19 protein-coding genes and 2 riboswitches are annotated in these 21,669 nt (G+C 46.0%); of the genes, 5 read left to right on the top strand and 14 right to left on the bottom strand.

Going from position 1 to position 21,669, the window contains the following annotated elements:
- Positions 1–237 precede the first annotated feature (237 nt).
- From QFZ81_RS28575 to QFZ81_RS28600, 6 genes are all read right to left on the bottom strand, one after another.
- A complete protein-coding gene (locus tag QFZ81_RS28575) occupies positions 238–2,361 on the bottom strand; it encodes a heparinase II/III domain-containing protein (RefSeq protein WP_307605550.1) in 2,124 nt (707 codons plus the stop codon).
- Positions 2,362–2,378: 17 nt separating this feature from the next.
- Entirely contained in the window at positions 2,379–3,269 is an 891-nt protein-coding gene (locus QFZ81_RS28580) for a carbohydrate ABC transporter permease (RefSeq protein ID WP_307439108.1), read from the bottom strand.
- Between the two features lie 17 nt (positions 3,270–3,286).
- Positions 3,287–4,183, bottom strand: a complete 897-nt coding sequence (locus QFZ81_RS28585; RefSeq protein WP_307605551.1) for a carbohydrate ABC transporter permease — start codon at positions 4,181–4,183, stop codon at positions 3,287–3,289.
- Positions 4,184–4,261: 78 nt separating this feature from the next.
- A complete protein-coding gene (locus QFZ81_RS28590) occupies positions 4,262–5,653 on the bottom strand; it encodes an ABC transporter substrate-binding protein (protein WP_307605552.1) in 1,392 nt (463 codons plus the stop codon).
- 466 nt (positions 5,654–6,119) lie between these two features.
- A complete protein-coding gene (locus QFZ81_RS28595; RefSeq protein WP_307605553.1) occupies positions 6,120–7,751 on the bottom strand; it encodes a response regulator in 1,632 nt (543 codons plus the stop codon).
- Positions 7,729–9,555, bottom strand: coding sequence for a sensor histidine kinase (locus tag QFZ81_RS28600; protein WP_307605554.1), 1,827 nt, complete (start codon positions 9,553–9,555; stop codon positions 7,729–7,731). The genes QFZ81_RS28595 and QFZ81_RS28600 overlap by 23 nt, the downstream gene beginning before the upstream one ends.
- 243 nt (positions 9,556–9,798) lie before the next feature.
- Between QFZ81_RS28600 and QFZ81_RS28605 the strand changes: the two genes are divergently transcribed.
- Positions 9,799–10,230 (top strand): VOC family protein, encoded by a 432-nt coding sequence (locus tag QFZ81_RS28605; RefSeq protein ID WP_307439098.1) that lies wholly within the window; start codon positions 9,799–9,801, stop codon positions 10,228–10,230.
- Positions 10,231–10,286: 56 nt separating this feature from the next.
- On the opposite strand, the gene QFZ81_RS28610 is transcribed toward QFZ81_RS28605, so the two are convergent.
- The 4 genes from QFZ81_RS28610 to QFZ81_RS28625 form a co-directional block, all read right to left on the bottom strand.
- Positions 10,287–10,787: a DinB family protein gene (locus tag QFZ81_RS28610; RefSeq protein WP_307439095.1), complete on the bottom strand. Its 501-nt coding sequence runs from the start codon at positions 10,785–10,787 to the stop codon at positions 10,287–10,289.
- Between the two features lie 151 nt (positions 10,788–10,938).
- On the bottom strand, positions 10,939–11,148 hold the full coding sequence (locus QFZ81_RS28615) for a hypothetical protein (RefSeq protein ID WP_307605555.1): 210 nt from the start codon (positions 11,146–11,148) through the stop codon (positions 10,939–10,941).
- Positions 11,149–11,272: 124 nt separating this feature from the next.
- On the bottom strand, positions 11,273–11,500 hold the full coding sequence (locus tag QFZ81_RS28620; protein WP_307439091.1) for a spore germination protein: 228 nt from the start codon (positions 11,498–11,500) through the stop codon (positions 11,273–11,275).
- A gap of 73 nt (positions 11,501–11,573) precedes the next feature.
- A complete protein-coding gene (locus QFZ81_RS28625) occupies positions 11,574–12,446 on the bottom strand; it encodes a proline iminopeptidase-family hydrolase (RefSeq protein WP_307605556.1) in 873 nt (290 codons plus the stop codon).
- Between the two features lie 169 nt (positions 12,447–12,615).
- Between QFZ81_RS28625 and QFZ81_RS28630 the strand changes: the two genes are divergently transcribed.
- Entirely contained in the window at positions 12,616–14,514 is a 1,899-nt protein-coding gene (locus QFZ81_RS28630) for a carboxypeptidase regulatory-like domain-containing protein (protein WP_307605557.1), read from the top strand.
- Between the two features lie 101 nt (positions 14,515–14,615).
- On the opposite strand, the gene QFZ81_RS28635 is transcribed toward QFZ81_RS28630, so the two are convergent.
- From QFZ81_RS28635 to gcvH, 4 genes are all read right to left on the bottom strand, one after another.
- Positions 14,616–15,143, bottom strand: coding sequence for a TetR/AcrR family transcriptional regulator (locus QFZ81_RS28635; RefSeq protein ID WP_307607068.1), 528 nt, complete (start codon positions 15,141–15,143; stop codon positions 14,616–14,618).
- A 381-nt stretch (positions 15,144–15,524) separates the two neighbouring features.
- Positions 15,525–15,881, bottom strand: coding sequence for a YmaF family protein (locus QFZ81_RS28640; protein WP_307439085.1), 357 nt, complete (start codon positions 15,879–15,881; stop codon positions 15,525–15,527).
- A gap of 200 nt (positions 15,882–16,081) precedes the next feature.
- A complete protein-coding gene (locus QFZ81_RS28645) occupies positions 16,082–16,675 on the bottom strand; it encodes a sulfite oxidase-like oxidoreductase (protein WP_307439083.1) in 594 nt (197 codons plus the stop codon).
- A 127-nt stretch (positions 16,676–16,802) separates the two neighbouring features.
- On the bottom strand, positions 16,803–17,192 hold the full coding sequence (gcvH, locus tag QFZ81_RS28650) for a glycine cleavage system protein GcvH (protein ID WP_307439081.1): 390 nt from the start codon (positions 17,190–17,192) through the stop codon (positions 16,803–16,805).
- A 196-nt stretch (positions 17,193–17,388) separates the two neighbouring features.
- Positions 17,389–17,485, top strand: a riboswitch (glycine riboswitch).
- Between the two features lie 3 nt (positions 17,486–17,488).
- Positions 17,489–17,594: riboswitch (glycine riboswitch) on the top strand.
- 104 nt (positions 17,595–17,698) lie between these two features.
- Between gcvH and gcvT the strand changes: the two genes are divergently transcribed.
- From gcvT to gcvPB, 3 genes are read left to right on the top strand one after another with little or no spacing between them, the layout of a single operon-like run.
- A complete protein-coding gene (gene gcvT, locus QFZ81_RS28655; RefSeq protein ID WP_307439079.1) occupies positions 17,699–18,793 on the top strand; it encodes a glycine cleavage system aminomethyltransferase GcvT in 1,095 nt (364 codons plus the stop codon).
- Between the two features lie 34 nt (positions 18,794–18,827).
- A complete protein-coding gene (gene gcvPA, locus QFZ81_RS28660; RefSeq protein WP_307605558.1) occupies positions 18,828–20,183 on the top strand; it encodes an aminomethyl-transferring glycine dehydrogenase subunit GcvPA in 1,356 nt (451 codons plus the stop codon).
- Positions 20,180–21,661, top strand: a complete 1,482-nt coding sequence (gene gcvPB / locus QFZ81_RS28665) for an aminomethyl-transferring glycine dehydrogenase subunit GcvPB (protein ID WP_307439075.1) — start codon at positions 20,180–20,182, stop codon at positions 21,659–21,661. Before gcvPA ends, gcvPB begins: the two co-directional genes overlap by 4 nt.
- Positions 21,662–21,669: the final 8 nt, after the last annotated feature.

Here is a 21,669-nt window from a genome sequence, read left to right on the forward strand (position 1 = left end):
CATTTCCCACTCCCAAGGCCCATTTTGCATGTTGGAGTTGCAGTTTGTACAACATTTTGGCCTATTTATGGAAAAATGGCCTGTTTCGGGTCCGAAATGTTGTAGTTTATGCAACAAAACAGGGAGAAAAGCATGATAGAGACGCAATTGTTGCACTTTTTACAACAACATACTTCCAATGTCTTGATAACTTCAATTGCTATAGCCTCGACTTAGGACATTTGGCGATGCAATCGATTATTGTCTTTCTTTATCCATCTTGCTGAGCGTAGCCTTCCCTCCGCTTAAATCCACAGAAAAAACAGGCTGATCTTCCAGCGTTTGCAACTCAATCCGATACGTATCGTCTTGCAGCTCAACAACAACAAGATCAGCCGAGTTGGCAGCTTTCAATCGTTCTCCATGATCCGGGTCATAACTAAGCACCTGCACAAACAGGACTTTACCCTCAACGGTGACTCGTTGAATCAGTGATGTTCGGTCCACAGTCAGTGGATTATCCGGCGATAACGCTGTGAATATATCCGACGTCTTCGAACACCAGATTTGCTGATCTAACATTCCTGTTTGCATCTCATAGCAGAATGAACGCTCATCTGAGACCAGCTTTTTTTTGTCTTTCAGCCATTTCTGGTCAAGCCTACTAAGCTGCTCATCCGTCGACTCCCACCGGACAAGAGAATCCTGTCTCATTTTACCGCTAAAATGATTCGTCAGATGAACTTCTCGTGTATCAGGAACAGTTACGCTAACGATATCCAATAGCTGATCCCCCATAAGCACGTTAATTCTTCGGATAACAGCGCCCTTAAAGGCCTTATCATCCCATGGGCTAAGCTCACGAGGCAGGATGATTCTCTCTTTCATCTGGTAATCCTCAGACAGCCAATCAACAGCCGTCTCCGCCCATACGCCCCAGTTCTCCTCAACGAGCTGAACAATCCGCCCATCACGTGGTGGCTGATCGGCCCCGTTCAGACTTACCGTATTATGCGAATAAGTATGTTTAAACCAACCATAGTGCGCCGGGATGCCGTAAGCCGTTGTACCCGGGTCGATCAACAAAGGAACCGTTCCGCGCACAACGGATAACCCAAGCCGGTCCATATGATCGTGCTCACCGCCGAACCGGCTATGCTTGAGGATAACCTGCCACCCTTTTGCATTCACCAATTTGGTCAAGCCGCTAGACGTTAAGGACCGGGTATGATGAGCTGTATCCCATAGGGAAACGCCCCTCTCGTCATTCGAAGTACTCAGCTCCTGACCAAACATCAAGGCATATACGGAATCCCTTTTAACGTGGTTCACCCCAGTAAATTGCTGATCTGCCCACTCCGTTCCATAGGCCGTATGCAGGAGTGAACGGTACATGTCATTCCCGTAAATATCCAAAGCAATTTCATAATAAGGGGCATAGGTGCCCATATGGTCACCCGGACCCGCATCGTTAAGTATCGGCATGACGCCATTTGGTAACAGGAGATACAGCGGGAAATCAAACATGCTTTTCAAAGCCTTGTGATGCCAAAGCTCCCACTCCGTGCCTTCCGCAATCAACGCATAATGCAGCATCGATTTGAATGCGTAGAAGTGATATTGAACATTGCCTTCGTACCATAAACCGTCCTCAAAAATCCCGCGACTGATTTGATCCAGCAGGCCGTATTCTCCTTCGAGTCCCAACTGCATTATCTCGTTATCATGAAGTAGCAAGCCAATAGAGGCTATTGCCGATGTAATCAACACGGAGTGATTATGAATTTGCTTTTCTTTGTGTTCAATTAGAAACCGTGCACACGGCTTAAGCAAGCCACTGCCAATGTGAGCCACTTCTTGAGGCGTTAAATGCTCTTTAATGACATCAAATCCCAGAGCAAGATCCGTGATCCAATGAGCTTCATCCAGCGTTTGGGCAAACAATTTACCTGGACCGTTATACGGAATATCACCATGGATACGATACGTACCATAATGACTCGCATAAGTCATTAGATAGGATTTCACCACATCTAAGTGATGCTTATCGGGTTCTATGGCGTACAACAAAGCAATATGGTAAACCGCGCGACCGATCTTCGAATGCGCAATCGACGTCCATGCGGAATCGAAAGGTTCACCCGTACATTCCTTGCTGCATGTTGGGCAACGATGGTTAAGTGGCGTATCCCAATTAAATGTCAATCGAGTGCCATCCTCATGACAATGATAATAATGCGTCCACTGCCCCTGCTCATCCGACTTGATCTCATAAGTAATCAGCGATGCCTCATCCACTTCTTGCCGCAGGAAAGCCATCGCTTCACTAAACTCTGGTTTACCCGCGTTTGTGCGGAGTTGCTCTTGACGTTTTTTATCCATATTAGTGTCTGCCCCTCTTAGCCTTTCAGTGAACCAGCTGTCATCTGCATAAACGATTTATTCGCGATCATATACACGACAAGCAGCGGTAAGATCGATAAACAAGCTCCTGCCAGCATATAATGCGTTTGAACCGCAGCCGATGCCCCATACCGAAGATAGGATAATCCAACGGTTAATGTTTGCAGCTTGGGATTTGTCATCGTAAATACTAATGGACGTAAATATTCATTCCAAGCTCCGCAAAAAGTAAACAGTGCCCCTACACCCAATCCCGGACGCATCAAAGGTAAAATAATTCGCCAAAATATCCCGCCGTTCGAGCAGCCATCTATACGCGCAGCCTCATCTAATTCCCGGGAAATACCTTGTAAAAAGCTCAGTAAAATAAAGAAAATATACGCGTGGCCACTCACCAGAATGAGGACGACACCCCATAAATTCGTGTGCAGGTGGAGCTTGACCATAAGCTCAAATTGTGGTCGGATGACAACAGCGCCTATCGATATGAACATGGTAGATGCCTGAATCGCGACGAAAATGGCTTTGCCCGGGAATTTAATCCGGTCAACTACATAAGCGGCCATCGATGCTACGATCAGTGTACCTATCGTTGTTGCTCCGCTCAGAAATAGACTATTCCATGTAAACCGAGCGAAATTGGCTTGCACCCAAGCTTCTTTGTAATTCACGAATTGCCAGGAGGATGGGAAAATCTTCCCGCCTTTCGTAATCTCGATATTGGACATAAAGGAGCCAAGAAAAGTCACAACAATAGGAAACACAATCAGTAAGGCTGTTACCAGTAAAAAGATCCAGAGCAGTACTCTCCCGCCTATTCTCGCAAATGAAAATGGCTGGGTTTGTTTATTTATCCGTACATTCGATAACGTTTCAGTAACTTCCATTTTCCCAGCATCCTCCCTCATTGAAGATTGTTCAGACGTCTAGACATCGCGTGATAAGCTAGTGTGATGATGCCTACAATGACGGCTGTAACGAATCCAACGGCACTTCCGTAGCCGAATTGTTGGTCCACAAGTGTCCCTGAAGGTGTCGGAAAGAAAAGCTTATACACGTACAAATACATCACTTCCGTCTTTCCTACCGGGCCGCCTTCGGTCAACACCATAATGCTCTCGTACCCTTTAAGCGAATTAATAATGGCCAGCATGATCACGATTTGCAGCACTGGCCCTAACATTGGAATGGTTAAGTACCAGAATTGCTGCCATTTATTGGCGCCGTCCAGCGACGAGCTTTCATACACATCGTTCGGGATATTTTGAAGACCGGCAAGGAACAGCAGCATGTAGTTGCCTACCGCACCCCATACAGCGATGATGATCGTCGTAAACAGGGCGTTTTTGGGACCGAGCCAATCGATTCTTTCGGAGATGATGTTAAACTTCAGCAAATATTGATTGAGAATGCCGTTATAGGAGTTGAAAATAATGAAAAATACGACAGCCATGACAGATGAACTTATAATTGTCGGCATGAAATAGATGGCTCTCAGCCAATTGCGGCCGCGCAGCTTTTGATTCAGAATAACGGCTAGAACCAAGCATAATGGCAAAGTTATGATTAATTTACCGCCTGCATAAATGAATGTATTCAAGACTGAGTGCCAATACTCCGTGTCCTGCCAAAGCCTCCTGAAATTATCAAACCCAATAAATGACGCTTCCCCGAACCCTTTGTAGTCATAAAACATATATCGAATAGCCCAAGCAATCGGATAGACGCCCAGCACCATGGTCAGTAGAAAACTTGGAAATAAAAATAAATATGAAAACCCAATCTGGCGTGTCCTGTTCATCCCGTTCCCTCCTGTAATATCTATACTTAGAGAGCGAGAGTGGAGCTATTCACTCCACTCTCGCCGTATCAATAGCTATTATTTCATCATCAGCTTCATCGGATCGAAGCTTGGATTAGGCTGCACCTTCACTGAGCCTTTAGCTACAGCTTTATCGAGAGCATCATTGTAGCGCTTGTTCAGATCTTGAATAATTTGATCCAAGTTCCCACCACTGATCATGTATTTGAAAAAAGCATCATCTTTTTTCATACCTTCAACAGTTACGGTAGGTTGCAACGGCCAAGTGCCGTCGTTTCCAACTGGAAGGAAGCCATCAATACCTTTGATTTCCGGTTTCTTTGCTACGGAAGAAACCGATGGCACCATGGATAGACCGAAGCCTTTTTCATGATACGTTTTCAAAACTTCGTCATTATACATGTACGCCATGAACTTCCAAGCTTTGTCTGCATTTTTGGTTGTGTTGCTTAAGGCTAACCATTGCCCGCCCAAGAAGGAGGTAGCGCCTTTAATCGTGCCATCGATCGTTGGAACCGGTGCAGCTGCCCATTCGATTTTGGCTGGAAACTGATTCGCATACACGCCTGGTTCCGATGAGAATGAAATGTACATCCCGATTTTGCCTTCTGCGAATTGCGCACGCAGCGGGTCAATATCCAGCGATTCCATACCTGGCAGCGTACTGCCGTCATCTACCATCTGTTTGAACGATGAAATAACATCTTTGAATCCTGTGAAATCAAACTTCGCGGTTTTGAAATCAAAGCCAAGTCCGCCGTAACCGCTCGCTTCAGCAATGACTCTTGCCGAACGACCTAGTGCGCTTTCCGGGCTTTTGAAGTTTTGAGCAAAACCATAAGAGCCGGAAGCTTTACCTACAGCCGTAATTTTCTTCGCATCCTCGACCATTTCTTTCAATGTTTTCGGAGGAGCAGCAATGCCCGCTTTGGCAAAAAGCTCTTTATTGTAAACAAGTCTCAGTGTTGAACCATAGTTCGGTAAGCTGTACATTTTCCCATCAATCCGGTTGAAATCATCAATGACTGGGAATTTCTTCTTAATCGCATCATCTAAATAGGAATCAATTGGCTTCAAGTATCCTTTTTGCGCAAAAGGTTGGATCGTGTTTTCCTTCACGCGGATGATATCAGGTGCCTGTCCGGAAGCGAAGGCCAAATCAATCGCTTGGTTGAAATCTTCCGTCTTCACAACCATTTCGACTTCAATGTTCTCGCCATTCGTTTCGTTAAACTTCTGCACAACACCTTTAATATAATCCATATCATGACGGTCACCCGTCCAATAAGTAAGCTTCGTCTTATCTTTCTTCACAGGAGCTGAGCTAGCAGGTTGTTCAGATGCCTTGGTGGATGCTGCCGGGCTAGTTGCCGCATTGTTGCTGCCGCATGCTGCCAAACTGCCTGCCAGTAAAACGCTTAAAGTGACCGTCCCAATTCTTTTTACCATTTGTAATCCTCCCTTTTGTATGCGAACACTTTGTATCGTACTGGAATTGCTTTTGTTTACACTTTTTATACTAAAAGAATTCGTTCATTCTGATAATGAGGTCAACTCATGAACAAGGGCAGATATTTCTACATTTTACTGTATTCCATAAAAATCACAAAAAACGCGCTTACAGCGGGAGCTCTGCGAGCCGAAGCTCGCCAACTGAGTCCGAGAAGCCGGAAATCGACTTCTCGGCAGATCATCCCGCGCGTCAATGCAGAATAAGCGCGTAAAACGCGCTTATTCTAAAGCGCTCGAGCAAATAAGCGCGAAAAACGCGCTTACAGCGAGAGCTCTGCGAGCCGAAGCTCGCCAATGAGTCCGAGAAGCCGGAAATCGACTTCTCGGCAGATCATCCCGCGCGTCAATGCAGAATAAGCGCGTAAAACGCGCTTATTCTGGAGCACTAAAAAAAGGCAAGCCCTCACGGCTTCGAGGACTTGCCCAGAGACATATCTTTAAATTCAGTCGGCGTCAGGCCTGTTTGTTTCTTGAATACTTCACTGAAATACCGCCTATGCTCATAACCGAGCTGCTGCGCGATTTCCTGCACTTGGTAGTCTTCAATGAGCATTGATTTCGCCCGTTCTATCTTCGCTATGGTAACGAACTGCTGGAAGGCAGTTCCGGTCACCTTCTTGAACAAATTCGAATAATATCCCCAGCTTAAGTTAGCCTGTTTCGCACAATGTTCCAAGGTCAAATCCAAATGAAGATTCGATTTGATGTACTCCGCAGAGCGATAGATGATTTTCTGCGACTCGCTCGCTCTCTCCTGATTAATCATGCGGCAGCCGATATCGCACAATTGAACAAACCATTCTCGATACTCTTGCAGATCCGCACCGCTCTCACCTCTAATTTCATGGACTTTCGACTCGAAATCGACCATACTCACCCGAGGAAATTTTTCCAATAGAACCCGCAACATCCGTAGCACCAGTCCTTGCAGCAAACGTTCGACGACACCAGGCTCAGGTAAGACAGACGCTTTGCCCATCTCGTTGAAAATGCCCTTCGCCCACTCCACACATTTATCGAGATTACCTGAACGGAAAGCGAACAGAAACTCATTTTCGCTATCCTCGGTATAAATCCACTCCACGGGGAGCTCTGGCGAATCGGCGTTGTAACTGAACGCACCATTGCCGCCTGTATAGAAGTGATAAGACAATGCGCTTAACGATTGTTGATAGCTTTTCGGAAGCTCCTGCACCGCACTTACTCTCTGACCGATGCCAATTGAAATCGTGAACTTGGTATGTCTCGCGATATTCGCACAGCAATGATCCGCAATTTCAACCAGAGGCTCGTCCGACTCCATATTCAAAATGCAAATGTATCGATTAAACGCTTCCCTGAACACGACAGCCGTCGTGTAGAAAGAAATCGTCTCCTCCACGATATTTTGCAGAGAGAACCGCGCAAGCTCAAGCTCCTTAACAGGGACCTCGCCGTATTTGTCCGTGAACTGATCGATCTGGATCGTCATCACCGCAAAGGGAGGATTCAACTCATTAATGTCCAGGAAGTCTGATAATCTTGCCAATTCCGCTTCACTGGTTTGATGATGGACGAGTAGAGATAAGTATTCCTGCCGCAGGGCTGGCATACTTTCTTTGATCTTCTTCTGAAGCCCAAGCACGTGTGTGCGGCTAAGATTTTCCTGCTCCCATACTTCTTTGGCTTTCACAACGGCTTTCACGATTTGGTCGACAGAGAAAGGTTTTTTCACATAATCAAGCGCGCCATATTGAATGGCTTTTTGTGCATAATCAAAATCCGTATAAGCACTTAAAATAATGACCTTACTGTTAGGCAGCACTTCTAATATACTGCGTGTCATCTCTAATCCGTCCATCTTAGGCATCCGAATATCGGTTAGAATAATATCCGGCAAGCTTTCACGAATGACAGACAACCCTTCCTCACCATTCGTTGCGCTTCCCGCAATTTCGATGCCGTGCTCGTGCCAAGGGATCTTCTTCGTAATCATGTCCACAACGCTTCGGATATCATCAACGACACATAATTTAACCAGTCGGTTCATGTTCATGGAAGTCTTCCTCTCCTTCATAGCTAGGGATCCATAGTTCAATCCGTGCTCCCCCTAAGTCGTTATTGGTAATCTCCATTCGCTGTTGACCGCCAAAATACAACTGTAAACGGGTATAAATATTGCGCAGCGCGTAGCCATGCTTGGACGTTGTCGGGTGAACAATACCCTGAAGGAGCTTCTCAGGCACTAGCCCATGCCCGTTGTCTTCCACCGTTATATGCAGCCAGTCCTCTTCGGCTCGAGCGCTTATCAGAATGCCCCCACCCGAAGTCATATCTTTAAATCCGTGTAAAATGCAGTTTTCAACGAGTGGTTGAATCATAATCTTCGGCACCAAGCATGTGAGCAGCTCCGGTTCCACCTCGAATTGGCACACGAACAAATTCTCATAGGACCTTTGCTGAATGGCCAAATACTGACGAACATGCTCCAATTCATCCCCCAATGTAATCAGATCGCGCCCACCGCTAAGGCTTAATTGAAACATTTGCGATAAAGCCAGTATCATTTCGTTTACGTCGTCGTTTTCGCCCAAAACCGATTTGCAGTAAATGGTATTCAACGTATTATAGAAAAAATGAGGGTCCATCTGGGCCGATAGCGCTTTAATTTCAGCCTTCCGTTTATCACGCTCACGGTTCTTCACGTCTTCAATCAGCTGTTTGATTTCATCCAGCATCCGGTTAAAACGGAATCCTACCTGGGATACCTCATCCTTATAAACGCTTTCAAAACGAACAGAAAGATCATTCTCTTCTACTCGCTTCATCAACTTTTGAAGTCTGTACAGCGGTTTTAAAAGCAGATAGGTTAAATTATTCGTTATGAATAGCGATAAAATAATAAAGCCAATAATCACATAGGTAGTCGCTCTTTTAATCCCATTTAATTTGGCCAACAGGTCATACTTCGCTTGAACACTGACAATCATCCAATCGTCCTTTACTTCCAGTCGTGAATAATTAATTAAATAGTCCTTTTTATCATTCGTGTAGAAAAAAGAACCTTTCATTTGATCGCTCAATTGCTCAAAAAATGCGGGCTTTTGGATGAAATGGTCTGTACTCGTCCTATCCGCGTAATTCACATCTTCTCCTTTGGCATCAATGAAATAATATTGTTTGTTCGTTTTGGTTAAGTTTTCCATAAAGAGATCCCGCAGGTCATCTTCTTTCACATTTACTACGACGTATACATTGGTCGGTTCATAAACCAAAAAAGAGTCTTCGCCTACGCCTTCTGTAACGAGTGATATCACCCTTTGCTTGCCAGTAAAAAATGGATCGACATGACCTGGACTCCAGAAACCACGATTCAATTGCTTGAAGTGCTCATACATCTCCGATTTATAAAATGAATTCGCCGTGTTCCTCACACTGGAGGTCGGATAAAAATCCCCGATCGGTGTGGCAATCAGAATGCTATCAATCATAGAATCGTTGAATTTTACCTGGGAAAAGACATACTGCAATGAGGTTAATGACTTATAGTAGCTAGATCTATCATTAGCTTGTACATCTTTCATTAATTGTTTGAAGGCATCGCTGAACATCAGCGCTCTTATAGCAATACCAATGTTCTTCAACCGTTCATTCACGATTTGCGCCGACTGATTAACGGTATCTTGACTAGACTGCAGGGCATTACGCTGAATCTCCTTTGAAGCTATCAAATACGCAATACTGCCCGTTGCCATAAGACCTAAGGTGATCAGAACGACAAAGGTAAGCCATATTCTTTGTTTTAATGAGAACGAATGGAATATTTTTTGAATGGGCGACCACATTCGAGACTTGTTCATTGGTGTCTCCATCACCTTTCGTGTTGTGAGAATACGGACTTACGGACTTCATCTATTTTATTATAGTATAGGACGCTTATTTTCGACATGAGGGAAAATCATGAAGGAGGGCAACTTTATCGAGATGCAGATGAAATCGTAAAACTTTCGTAAATACAAACATATGTTCTTTATTTTTTGGCGGAAATATGGTAATAATAAGAGGTAACCTATTTTAGTGTGAAAACCAAGGAGGCAATAATAATGTCAGTGAGATTAACCCCTTATCTAGTAATGGACGGTACTGCAAAGGAAGCTATTCAATTTTACGAAAAAGCATTAGAAGCCAAAGTTCTTTTTACTCAATCTTTCGGTGAGATGCCAGCGAACCCTGATTTTCCATTACCGGCAGAAGCCAAGGAACTCGTGGGACACGCGATGCTGCAAGTTGGTGAATCCAACCTTATGTTTTCCGATACATTTCCGGGTAAACCCCTTCAAAAGGGCGATAACGTTACAATCTGTATTACAACCAAAGACGCGGAAAAATCAAAACAGTTTTATGAAGCCTTGCAGCAAGGCGGTCAAGTAAAGATGCCGCTCCAAGAGACTTTTTTTAGCCCTGCTTTTGGAGAGGTAACCGACAAGTTCGGTATAACATTCCAAATTTTCACTGAAGGAAAATCCATGAATTAAGGCTATTAGCTCAAAACGGCCCTGTTCGCATCCACTGCGACAGAGCCGTTTTATGTTTAGGAGTACCAATAAAGCGCATACTCGGTCATCACAGATGCATGCCCCATTTGACGCAGCATAGCCGTAATATTACCGCGGTGATAAGTTGCGTGATTGACGACCTGCAGAACCATTTCAGATAAGCTGGTATCACGCTGTCCCGCATATGGGTTATCGACCATAATCCTCTTTTCCATATTTTCCTGTTGGTTCAAAAACGTCTTAAACCGCTCTGATATCTGGACGTACATCTTCTCCATTTCCTCAATGCCTTTTGACTCCACGCCAGCAGTCAATTGGGCTGAATCGGCCATTGCTTCCTTCATGCTTTTACCGGAAATAATGTCTAACCAGCACGCATCCACCAGGTAAATATGAGCAATCGCCTTCGATATCGAAGGAAAAACGCTTTGAATCTCCTTATTGTATACGTCCTGTGGAAGTTCTTTTAATCGATTCAGCATGGTTTGGTTCGCCCATACGTGGTAATCGTACATTTCTAGTGCGGGATGAGTCATAGATATCGTCTCCTTATCTACTGTTCTTGCGTAACTTCAAGTGTTACCTTTATCATACTGCAAATACCCTGACAGCATTATGTCAGGGTATAAATAATAAAAACCCCATGTTGGGGTTTTTCTCATACAGTCAAAGCGCTGGATCTTCGGTTCACATTTGTTCGCGTTCGCGTTGTTCCTGAGCAACTTGAAACCAATCCCAGCCACATACAACGATGATAATCAAAAAAAGAATAATGCCTAACGCATTCCACCAACCGCTGTCCAGAATATCTGGAAAAGCACCAGTTCCAAGAATCATTACCGGGATGAGCCACACTACATTTCTCTTCTTTAAACGAATCGCCTTTAGTCTAAGCAAGATGTACTATCCCCTATATGGTAAGTAATATCGTTTGATCCTCGTATAACTTTCGAACCGATATAACTCTTTATGACCGTCTTCATAGTCAGAACGCTCATCCAATATGTGGAAGTGATCTCATTTAAATATTCGTATTGGGCGTATCGACAATATCCGGATCTATGGTATTGGAGCTGCCATTTAGAACACTCTGGACACTTCCAAAACTATCCCCAGGGGAAAATGAGTTTGCCCCTGAGAAGATTTTCGAATTACTTGAGAGATAAATAACGAAAGTATCTCCAATCTGGACATTTGAACCCGAGGCGACACTGTTGATCTTGATGGCACCATTAACAATTGAAGGCATTCTTCAAACACCCCTCCCAACCCTAGGACATTGTATGTGCACTTCTGCCTAATTGTCACCTCAAGCTGCTAATTCACTCCTCTTTACTCAAAAAACCACGGACAATCCTAACATATTCATGGGTTTCTTCTAAGTAACTCACATGAGAGCTATGTTCGAAGACATGAAGCTCAGACGCCGGGACAAGAGATTGATAATAATGGGTCGACTCTGGAGAAGCTTCGTCATAACGCCCACAAACGAAGAGCGTGGGTATTTGGATTTCATGGAGCTGTGGTGTGCAATCGTATGTTTTCAGGTTGCCTTGCGGACTGAATTCAGAAGGTCCCCACATCGTCATATAAACGTCTTTATTGGCTTTTGCACGGCTCTCAGCAATGATTGAAGGCAGAGGGTCCAGTCTGCACACATGCCTCTTGTAGTATTCTTCCATGGCTGTTTGATACTCTTCTGAATCCGTTGTAGCTTGTTCCTCATTACGCTTAATAGTGAGTTGAACATCCTCAGGTAAATTAGCCAAGAAATGGTCCGCATCTTTTTTCCAACGCTCCGCACTGAGACATGGACTTGATAAAATAACGCTGCGAACACCCAAAGGCTTGCGGTCTATTAAGTAGGACGCTGCCAGCATGGTTCCCCACGAATGGCCCAAAAGATGAACCTCTTTCAAATCGAGCGCTTCCCTAATGCCTATTAACTCATCGATGAACCGTTCCGTTCTCCACAATAATGGATCCGTTGGTCTATCTGAATTCCCAGAACCAAGCTGATCATAGAAAATGACTGGCCTCTCGTCAGCCAAGACGTGAAGAACAGATTTTAGCGGATCATGTGTATTACCAGGTCCACCGTGAAGGACAACAAGAGGCGTTTTATTGCCTTCACCAATTCGCGTATACCAAACCCTGCCTCCGGGGACGTCTATATAGCCTTCAATTTGTTTCAAATTACTTTCCTCCACTTTATTTCCCCATTTTTCTGGCCGTTAAAATTGATTAATCTCCCCCGAGTATATCAAAAAATTCAAATTCAAAAAAATACAGGAATTTGTCGATTTATAGCGAAATAAAATTTGGGGGATCGTACCTATTTATTTTTGGTAAGGATGTGAAGAATTGAAAAAGTTAAAATTAAGTCTCATTAGCTTAACTTTGTTAGGCGTATTATGGAGCTCGGCCGTCCAAGCTGCAGTACCCTTTGACTCTGACGGCAACGGAATTCATCTAGATGACATCGTTACGTACATCAACACTTATGGAGTTACTGACATAAATGATGACGGAGTGAGCAATAGCTTGGATGTCAAGACGATGGTTAGACAAATATCTCCTGTAAGTATTCCGAATTATGTATCCACAGGTACGGTTACGGGGCTTGTTGTTGACCAAATCGGCGAACCGATGAACCTCGTTGCTGTGAATTTAAAAGAGTCTACTAAAGCAGCATTAACTAATGAACATGGCCGCTTCACCATTTCCGATATGGAAGCATCCACCGGTAACACGGTTACCGCGGCCGTATATGAGTCAGACTCAACACCATTTACTATTTTATCGGGAGAGGTGACAAACTTATCACAGCCGATTCAAGTCACCTTACCTACGGGCACTGTGACAGGAACCGTATACGCCGCTAACATGGTTCCGTTAGCAGGTGTTTCCGTTAAAATCAACACGGGCGGCGCTGCCTCTGAGGTGCTGCCTCCAACAGTGACGGACAGTCAAGGACGATTTGTATTTCCGAACGTTCCGGTTGGAACCCGCAGCTTTTTTACGACTTCCTCCTATGGAATGGGCGGTTTTGTCGTCAACGTTAAAGAAGGAATAAATCAAGTAACGGATGTAATGGGTGTGCAGTTTGTAACGGTTTCAGGGATTATAACGGATTCTCGCTATAATCCTCTATCAGGGGCTGAGATTACGATGGAGATGAGCAACGGGCTGAGAACTACTGTCACCTCTGGAACGGATGGAATGTTTATATTTACCAATGCGATACAGGACATGTATTTCTCTTGGAAGATGAGTAAACCGGGTTATTTGGATGCCACCCTCAACTATTTAATGGATACAGCCTCAGCGCATGTAACGAATCGTTCTTTCCTGACTTTAAGCACTGCCCCCGTGTCCTCCGATTCAGAATTGGCGTATGCGGTTGGCGCAAATGTCAATCAATTTAACGTTAATCTCGGCGGCTATTCCGGACCTGTTAAACGCTCGTATTCTTCATACTCATTCCTTATTTCAGATAAAATGGATGAGCCGAATAACCAAGTTGCCTTTATTGGCGGTTCTGGACAGACAGAGACAGGAAACGTGGAAAGGCTTAATGCAGCACTAATAGATTCTACAGTCAGTACAATCTATATCTATAAATCCATCCTTGGTTTATCGTCTCAATCGCTTGTAATTCCATCACGTCCGGTCACGATCATCAGCGACGCTGACGTGTTTATACAAGCGGATGTTCCGACCAATCATTCACTGACATGGACGAATGTGAAGCAGGTTAATTACGGAGACATTTTCGGATTTGTAAAAGGTGAGAATCATGCACCGGTATTCGGAGCAACAGTAACATTAAGCGGAGCTACTTTCGGAACCACAACAGCCGATATAAATGGATTCTACCATTTTAAAAATTTAAACGCGGGTTCGCATACACTGTCCGCTTATAGATCCAGTGACTACAGCACTCAAATTTATCCGCCTTTGGTTGATAACAGCTCACCTGCTTTCCGCGACTTCACGCTTGAGCGTTCTGCGCAGTACATTGCAGCTACAATGGTCATTACTAATTCGTCTATAGGACAGACGCTGTTGACTCTGCCAGTCGTACCAGCAGGTTATACAGTTTCTATTGAGAGCAGCAATGATATTTTGAAAATTTCAAACTCCGGGATCATTACTTTGGGTGCAACATCACAGAGTGTAAACGTAATTTTCAAGGTCATGTACGGAGAATCTGATGTAGGCTATCGTTCGGCTACCCTTACAGTCCCTGGCCTACCGTAATAGAAACATAAAATGAAGTGCCTACTGTTGCCAGTTTGCACTTCATTTTTCGTCAACAAGAGATCGATTGATCACTTACTTTAAAATAAGCCAGAATCAGCTTATTCATCCATAAGCATTAATTCTGGTAAAGACAGCGCCATTGAAATATTGCACAACATCCCTCTAGCAAGAAAAATCATGGTTCTATCATGAGGTTTCTCGAAACCTGCCCGCTTAAAAGCTTCTAGCACCACCTGCTGAACATCCCGATATCCCTTCTGCATAACCTGTACGATCATATCCTCTTTAATCGTTTGAGCTTGCATTTGCAGCAGTGTTTCATTTTGGTAAGATTTCATAATATGAATATAAGCTTCTACCAGTTCTTTCTCTAGCTTATCAGGACTAACGGTCTCGATAACCGTGCGAAAAGCCTCAAGAATTCGTGTCCAAGACACTTCGAGTGCTTCTTGCAGCAGTGCTTCTTTCGTTGAAAAAAACCGGAACACATAAGGCTGAGAAATTTGTGCGCGTTCCGCAACTTTTGCTGTCGTTGCACGGTAATAACCAATTTCAGCAAATACTTCGATTGCCGCGGATACAATATCTACTCGTCGATTGACTGAGGTTGGAGAATTCTTGGTCATCATTCATTCCACCTTTAAGTTACATTCATTAGTGATTGATCAATTACTAATCTTATATTAACTTACTGGAATTTATTTTGCAATCTTTCATTTCGGGAGTGAGGCCACTACCGCTTTACGGTCATATAAACGAATTGCTTAAGCAATCGCGTATTGTATGGATAGCGTGAAAGATAAAGTAATACGATCGGTGGGAAGTTGATAATCGCAATTAAAAAATCAGCTATTGACGCAAAAATGGAGAGCCAACTTGAGTTGGTTCCCCATTTTATATGCTTCAACATAGTGCTGCGCCACAAATAGGCAAGTTGCAATAGCAACCTGCCTCGAACCTTTTAGATATTAATCAAAATCTTATCTTTGCTCTTAAGCATTTGTTCCTTAAACAAGAGGTGCTTGAATCAATGTCGCAAAATTAAAACGGTGAACATGACCATCATTTAAGGTGGTTTGGCCTGTAACAAAATGTACGTGTTTGCCATTTCCGACTGAAATTGCCGGTCCCGTTCTAATCCTTTTCAGATTATGAAAATGATTTATGAAATCCGTTTTCGTAAGATCAATTTCGTGGACATGACTTGTTCCTACCCGAATCGCTTGCCCTGTAACACCAGCAAAGCGATGATTATGTCGATCATCGCCTTCTTCAGCCAGTTTCGTACTACCTTCAAATTCATGAACGTGCCTCTGTGCTAATTGTGTTGTTTTTTTCATTATTGTAGCCTTTTTCTTCTGCATCCGCTGCATGCCTCCTTATGATGATGTGATTTCACAACATCCTATTAAGGGAAACAGAGAAAAGTGCTAGGTAACTTTCAACGGTTCTAATATTAAATTTTTATGAGTTTACACTGATATCATTGAACTGAATTGCCCGTTGGTTGAGAAAAAACAAATAGGCATGTTGCAACATCAACATGCCTATAGCTATTAAGTTTTTAATCGAAATCGTATCTCTGCTCCTTGAAGGGGTCACCATACATATGGTAACCATTTCGCTCCCAAAAGCCCGGCTTATCCTTCGGCATAAACTCGATGCCGCGCAACCACTTTGCGCTTTTCCAGAAGTAAAGATGCGGCACAACCATGCGAACCGGAGCCCCGTGGTCAGGCGTCAGCAGTTCGCCATTGTGCCTGATGCCCAGAAAAGACGTCTCACGGAGGAAGTCCTCGAGCGGAAGATTCGTCGTCCAGCCATGCTCAGCGTGCAGCATGACATGCGTGGCTTCCGGCTTCAGCTTCACTTTGCTCATTAGTTCAGAAACAGCGATGCCTTCCCACACATTGTCCAGCTTGGACCACGTGGTTACGCAGTGAATGTCGTTTGCGAACTCTTTGCGCGGAAGAGCCATGAAGTCTTTGTACGAAATCTGGAACTCTTCCTCAACCAAGCCAAAGACACGCAGATTCCATTTGCTCATATCATTATAATAAGGCACTGACCCGTAATGAAGCACAGGCCAGCCTTGTGTCAGCGTTTGGCCAGGGGGAACACGGTCATTCTGCTCCTGCGGCTTTTGCCCAAATAACATGAGAAAACCTCCATCCATATATAGGGACCTTTGGTTGGGACCAAAGTCTCTCCTTATTAGGGACCTTTGGTTGGAACCAAAGTCTCTCCTTATTCGGGATTTTTGGCTGGACCAAAGTCTTTCTTTATTAGTCGTTACCGATGTAAGATGCATATTCTGCTGGCGTAAGTAAGCCTTCCAACGCTTCAGCACCTGTAACTTCGACTTCAACCATCCAACCCTCACTGAATGGTGCACTGTTCACCAACTCAGGTGAACCTTCCAATGAACTATTGATTGCAGTTACTTTGCCCGAAACAGGCGAAAAAATATCCGAAACCGTTTTAACTGATTCCACACTGCCAATGCTTTCATTCGCGGTAACGGATGTTCCGACTTTAGGAAGCTCCACAAACACAATATCCCCCAATTGATCTTGGGCAAAATCAGTAATGCCTATGCGAACCACAGTATCCGACAGCTTCTCTACCCACTCATGCTCTTTGGTGTATAACAAATTGGCTTGTACTTCACTCATCGTTTAACGCCTCGCTTACCAGCAAATTTTGCTTTTAGCTTAATCTAATGGGAACATCAAAGTCAAGGTGGTCTCAGTAAATTTTACCAACACAGCTGAACTAAGACGGCAAGTCTCACTATTCAAAAGTTGCAGTTGACAATTCACACCAATTAAGGCACATAATAATACTATAAAACAAATTGAATATTGGCGAATGATGGTATAGGGAGAGACCGCAGGGAAAGCTCGCGGCGCCGAAGGAGTAAGCCCAAAGTGGTGAATCTCTCAGGCAAAAGGACCTGTATCGGACGCAACTCTGGAGAGCTTCGTTACCGCAATCAACGGGTAAACGAACACCCAAGGGGAAACTTGGCGGACCCCAAAGTCCATCGAGGTAACTCTCAGGTAAAAAGGACAGGGCAAAAGGTATGTTTGTGTTGCATACTTTTTGCTCTTTTTTGCATTTTCTGGCTTATATTTCGGGCAAAATAGCAATGTCAACAATCGAAGGTGAGGTTACGAGCATGCTAAAACGAACACCGCTCTTCCCGATTTATGCGGAGCATGGAGCGCGAGTCATTGACTTTGGAGGCTGGGAGTTGCCGGTGCAGTTCGCCGGTATTCAAAAAGAGCACGACGCTGTCAGGCAGCAGGCCGGGCTTTTTGATGTGTCCCATATGGGGGAAGTCCGAGTAAGCGGAGAGGACGCCCTCCCTTTTCTGCAAAAAATAACAACGAATGATGTGTCCAAGCTGGAAGCAGGTCAATGCCAATATAGCCTTATGTGTTATCCCACTGGTGGCGTTGTAGACGATCTACTCGTTTACAAGCTTGGGGATAATAACTACATGCTGGTTATCAATGCATCGAATATCGATAAAGATGTGGAATGGATGCAGCAGAACCTCACAGGAAGCGTTGAATTGACCAATGTTTCTGACGAAACGGCCATGCTAGCCCTCCAAGGTCCTCATGCGGAACAGATCCTTGCTAAAGTTACAGACGCACCGATTCAATCCTTAAAATCATTCCGCTTCCTTCAAGATGTGGAAGTTTCGGGAATTCAGGCACTCGTTTCGCGCACAGGCTACACGGGGGAAGATGGATTTGAGCTGTATGTTGACAAGGACGATGCGATAAAGCTCTGGAACCTGTTGCTGAGTGCCGATCAAAATCTCAGTCTTGTACCAGTTGGCTTAGGCGCTCGCGATACGCTCCGTTTCGAAGCTCGTCTCCCCCTTTACGGCCAAGAGCTCTCCAAAGATATTACACCGCTTGAGGCTGGACTTTCGTTTTTTGTGAAGCTGGATAAGGGAGATTTCATAGGTCGTGACGTGATCGCTGAGCAAAAGGCAAACGGTACACCTCGCAAGCTCGTTGGCATCGAAATGGTCGAACGCGGCATTCCGCGCCCGCATTATGCCGTTTTCAATAAGGATGGTCAACAGATCGGGGAAGTCACCACGGGGACACAATCTCCTACTTTCAAAACGAATGTGGGCTTGGCTTTAATCGATTCCGCTTACAGTACGGTGGGTACGGAATTGAATGTGGAAATTAGAGGGGCGCAGGTCAAAGCTAAAGTCGTTGCCACCCCTTTTTACAAAAGAAAACCGTAAGCCATTCGTCACAAGAGAGGAGCAAGCCGCCATCATGAAGCACCGCTATTTGCCCATTACGGAGCAGGATCAGAAAGAAATGCTGGAGACCATCGGCATCTTATCCATGGAGGAGATGTTTCAAGATATACCGCAGAAGGTTCGCTTTCAAGGCGAACTGAACGTATCGAAGGCGCTGGATGAGCAAGGACTGCTGCGCTATATGCGCGGTCTGGCGGGTCGTAACGCCGACTTTGACCAGTATGCCAGCTTCCTCGGCGCTGGCATCTACGATCATCACCTTCCGGTGGTGATCAATCATGTCATCTCGCGCTCAGAGTTCTATACAGCGTATACGCCCTATCAACCGGAAATCAGCCAAGGCGAACTGCAGGCGATTTTCGAGTTTCAGTCGTACATCTGTGAGCTCACCGGCATGGCCGTAGCGAACGCCTCGATGTACGATGGCGCAACGGCGCTGGCTGAAGCCGGCGCCCTGGCTAGCGGAGCAACGAAGCGCAACCGTCTGCTCGTCTCGCGCGCGGTGCACCCGGAAGCGCGCGCTATCTTGCGCACGACCGCCCGCGGGCTGAACTTGGAAGTGGTCGAGATCGATCTCACGCCAGAGGGCGTGACCGACTTCGAGGACCTCACTTCCAAGCTCAGCGATGACGCGGCTGCCGTCATCCTCCAATCGCCGAATTTCTTCGGCTGCTTGGAGGATATCGGGGCCGCAGAGCCCCTCGCGCACGGCGCGGGCGCACTGCTCGTCGTGAGCGCGAATCCGCTCACGCTCGGGCTGCTCGAGGCGCCGGGCAAGCTCGGCGCTGACATCGTCGTCGGCGACTGCCAGCCGCTCGGCATCCCAGCTGCGCTGGGCGGGCCGACGTGCGGCTACTTCGCCGTCGCTGAAAGCTGGATGCGCCGCATGCCTGGGCGCATCGTGGGCCAAACCGTTGACCGCGATGGCAAACGCGGTTTCGTCCTTACGCTCCAAGCGCGGGAGCAGCACATTCGACGTGAGAAAGCCACGTCGAACATTTGCTCCAACCAAGCGCTTCTCGCGCTTTGCGCATCCGTGTACTTGTCCACGATGGGCAAGCAGGGCATCCAGGACGTTGGCAAGCTCAACGTCCAAAAAGCCCACTACGCGGCGAACCGTCTAGCCGCGTCTACTCAATTCTCGCTGCCATTCGCAGGCAGCTTCTTCAATGAATTTGCCGTCAAGCTACCTGACGGCACGAACGTGCAGGAGCTGAACAGTAAGCTCCTGCAGAAGAACATCATCGGCGGCTACGACCTCGGCCGCGACTACCCCGAGCTCGCCGGCCATATGCTTATTGCCGTCACTGAGCAAAGAACGCGCGAAGATATCGATGCCTTCGCAGCTGCACTGGAGGAACTCGTATGAGCGAAAACAACGTGAACGTGAAATCAGACGGCAAAGCGCTCATCTTTGAAATGAGCCACCCTGGTCGTGTCGCCTATTCACTGCCTGAATCAGATGTGCCAGAAGTCAATTTGATCGATCTCCTGCCAGCCAAGTTTGGGCGTCAGGACGAACCCGACCTGCCAGAAGTGTATGAAGTAGACGTCATCCGTCACTATACGGCGCTTTCGCGCCGCAACTTTGGTATCGACAACGGCTTCTATCCGCTCGGTTCGTGTACGATGAAATACAACCCAAAAATCAACGAAGACGTAGCCCGCTTCCCTGGCTTCGCCAAAATACATCCGTACCAACCGGAAGAATCGCTGCAAGGCGCGATGGAGCTGCTCTACAATCTCCAAAATGACCTTGAAGCCATCACCGGCATGGACCGCGTAACCCTACAGCCTGCGGCTGGCGCTCATGGCGAATGGACCGGACTGATGATGATCCGTTCCTACCACGAGAGCCGCGGCGAGAAGCGGACCAAAGTCATCTGTCCCGACTCCGCTCACGGCACTAACCCTGCCAGCGCGACGGTTGCCGGTTTCGAAACCATAACCATCAAATCCAACGAGCGCGGCCTCGTGAATCTCGATGAGCTTCGCAAAGCCGTTGGTCCCGATACCGCAGCGTTAATGCTAACGAATCCGAATACACTCGGCTTGTTCGAAGAACAAATCGTCGAAATCGCTGAGATCGTACATGCCGCAGGCGGACTGCTCTATTATGACGGCGCTAACGCTAACGCCATTATGGGCATCACTCGCCCCGGCGACATGGGCTTCGACGTCGTTCATCTCAATCTGCACAAAACCATGAGCACCCCGCACGGCGGAGGCGGACCTGGAGCAGGCCCCGTTGGCGTCAAAGAAAAGCTGATCCCTTTCTTACCGACTCCACTCGTCGCGAAGCGCGAAGACGGCAGCTTTTATTTCGACTATAACTACCCGCAAACGATCGGCCGCGTCAAAGGCTTCTACGGCAACTTCGGCATCCTCGTCCGCGCGTACACCTATATTCGTACACTCGGTCCAGAAGGCTTACGTAAAGTATCCGAGTATGCCGTCTTAAATGCAAACTATATGCTTGCTAGACTGACACCATACTTTGATGTGCCTCACCCCCGCTTCTGTAAGCACGAATTCGTGCTTTCTGGCAACCGCCAGAAGAAGCTCGGTGTACGTACACTCGACATTGCCAAAAGATTACTCGATTTCGGCTACCACCCGCCAACGATCTACTTCCCGCTCAGCGTTGAAGAATGCATCATGATCGAGCCAACAGAAACCGAAAGCAAACAAACCTTGGACGAATTCATTGACTCCATGATCGCCATCTCCAAAGAAGTCGAAGAAAACCCGGATCTCGTCAAAAACGCTCCTTATACCACCGTCGTCAGCCGTATGGACGAAGCGCTTGCTGCCCGCAAGCCTGTCCTGAACTGTACTTGCGGATAAATAACCAA

Source organism: Paenibacillus sp. V4I9, assembly GCF_030817295.1.
Classification (GTDB): domain Bacteria; phylum Bacillota; class Bacilli; order Paenibacillales; family NBRC-103111; genus Paenibacillus_E.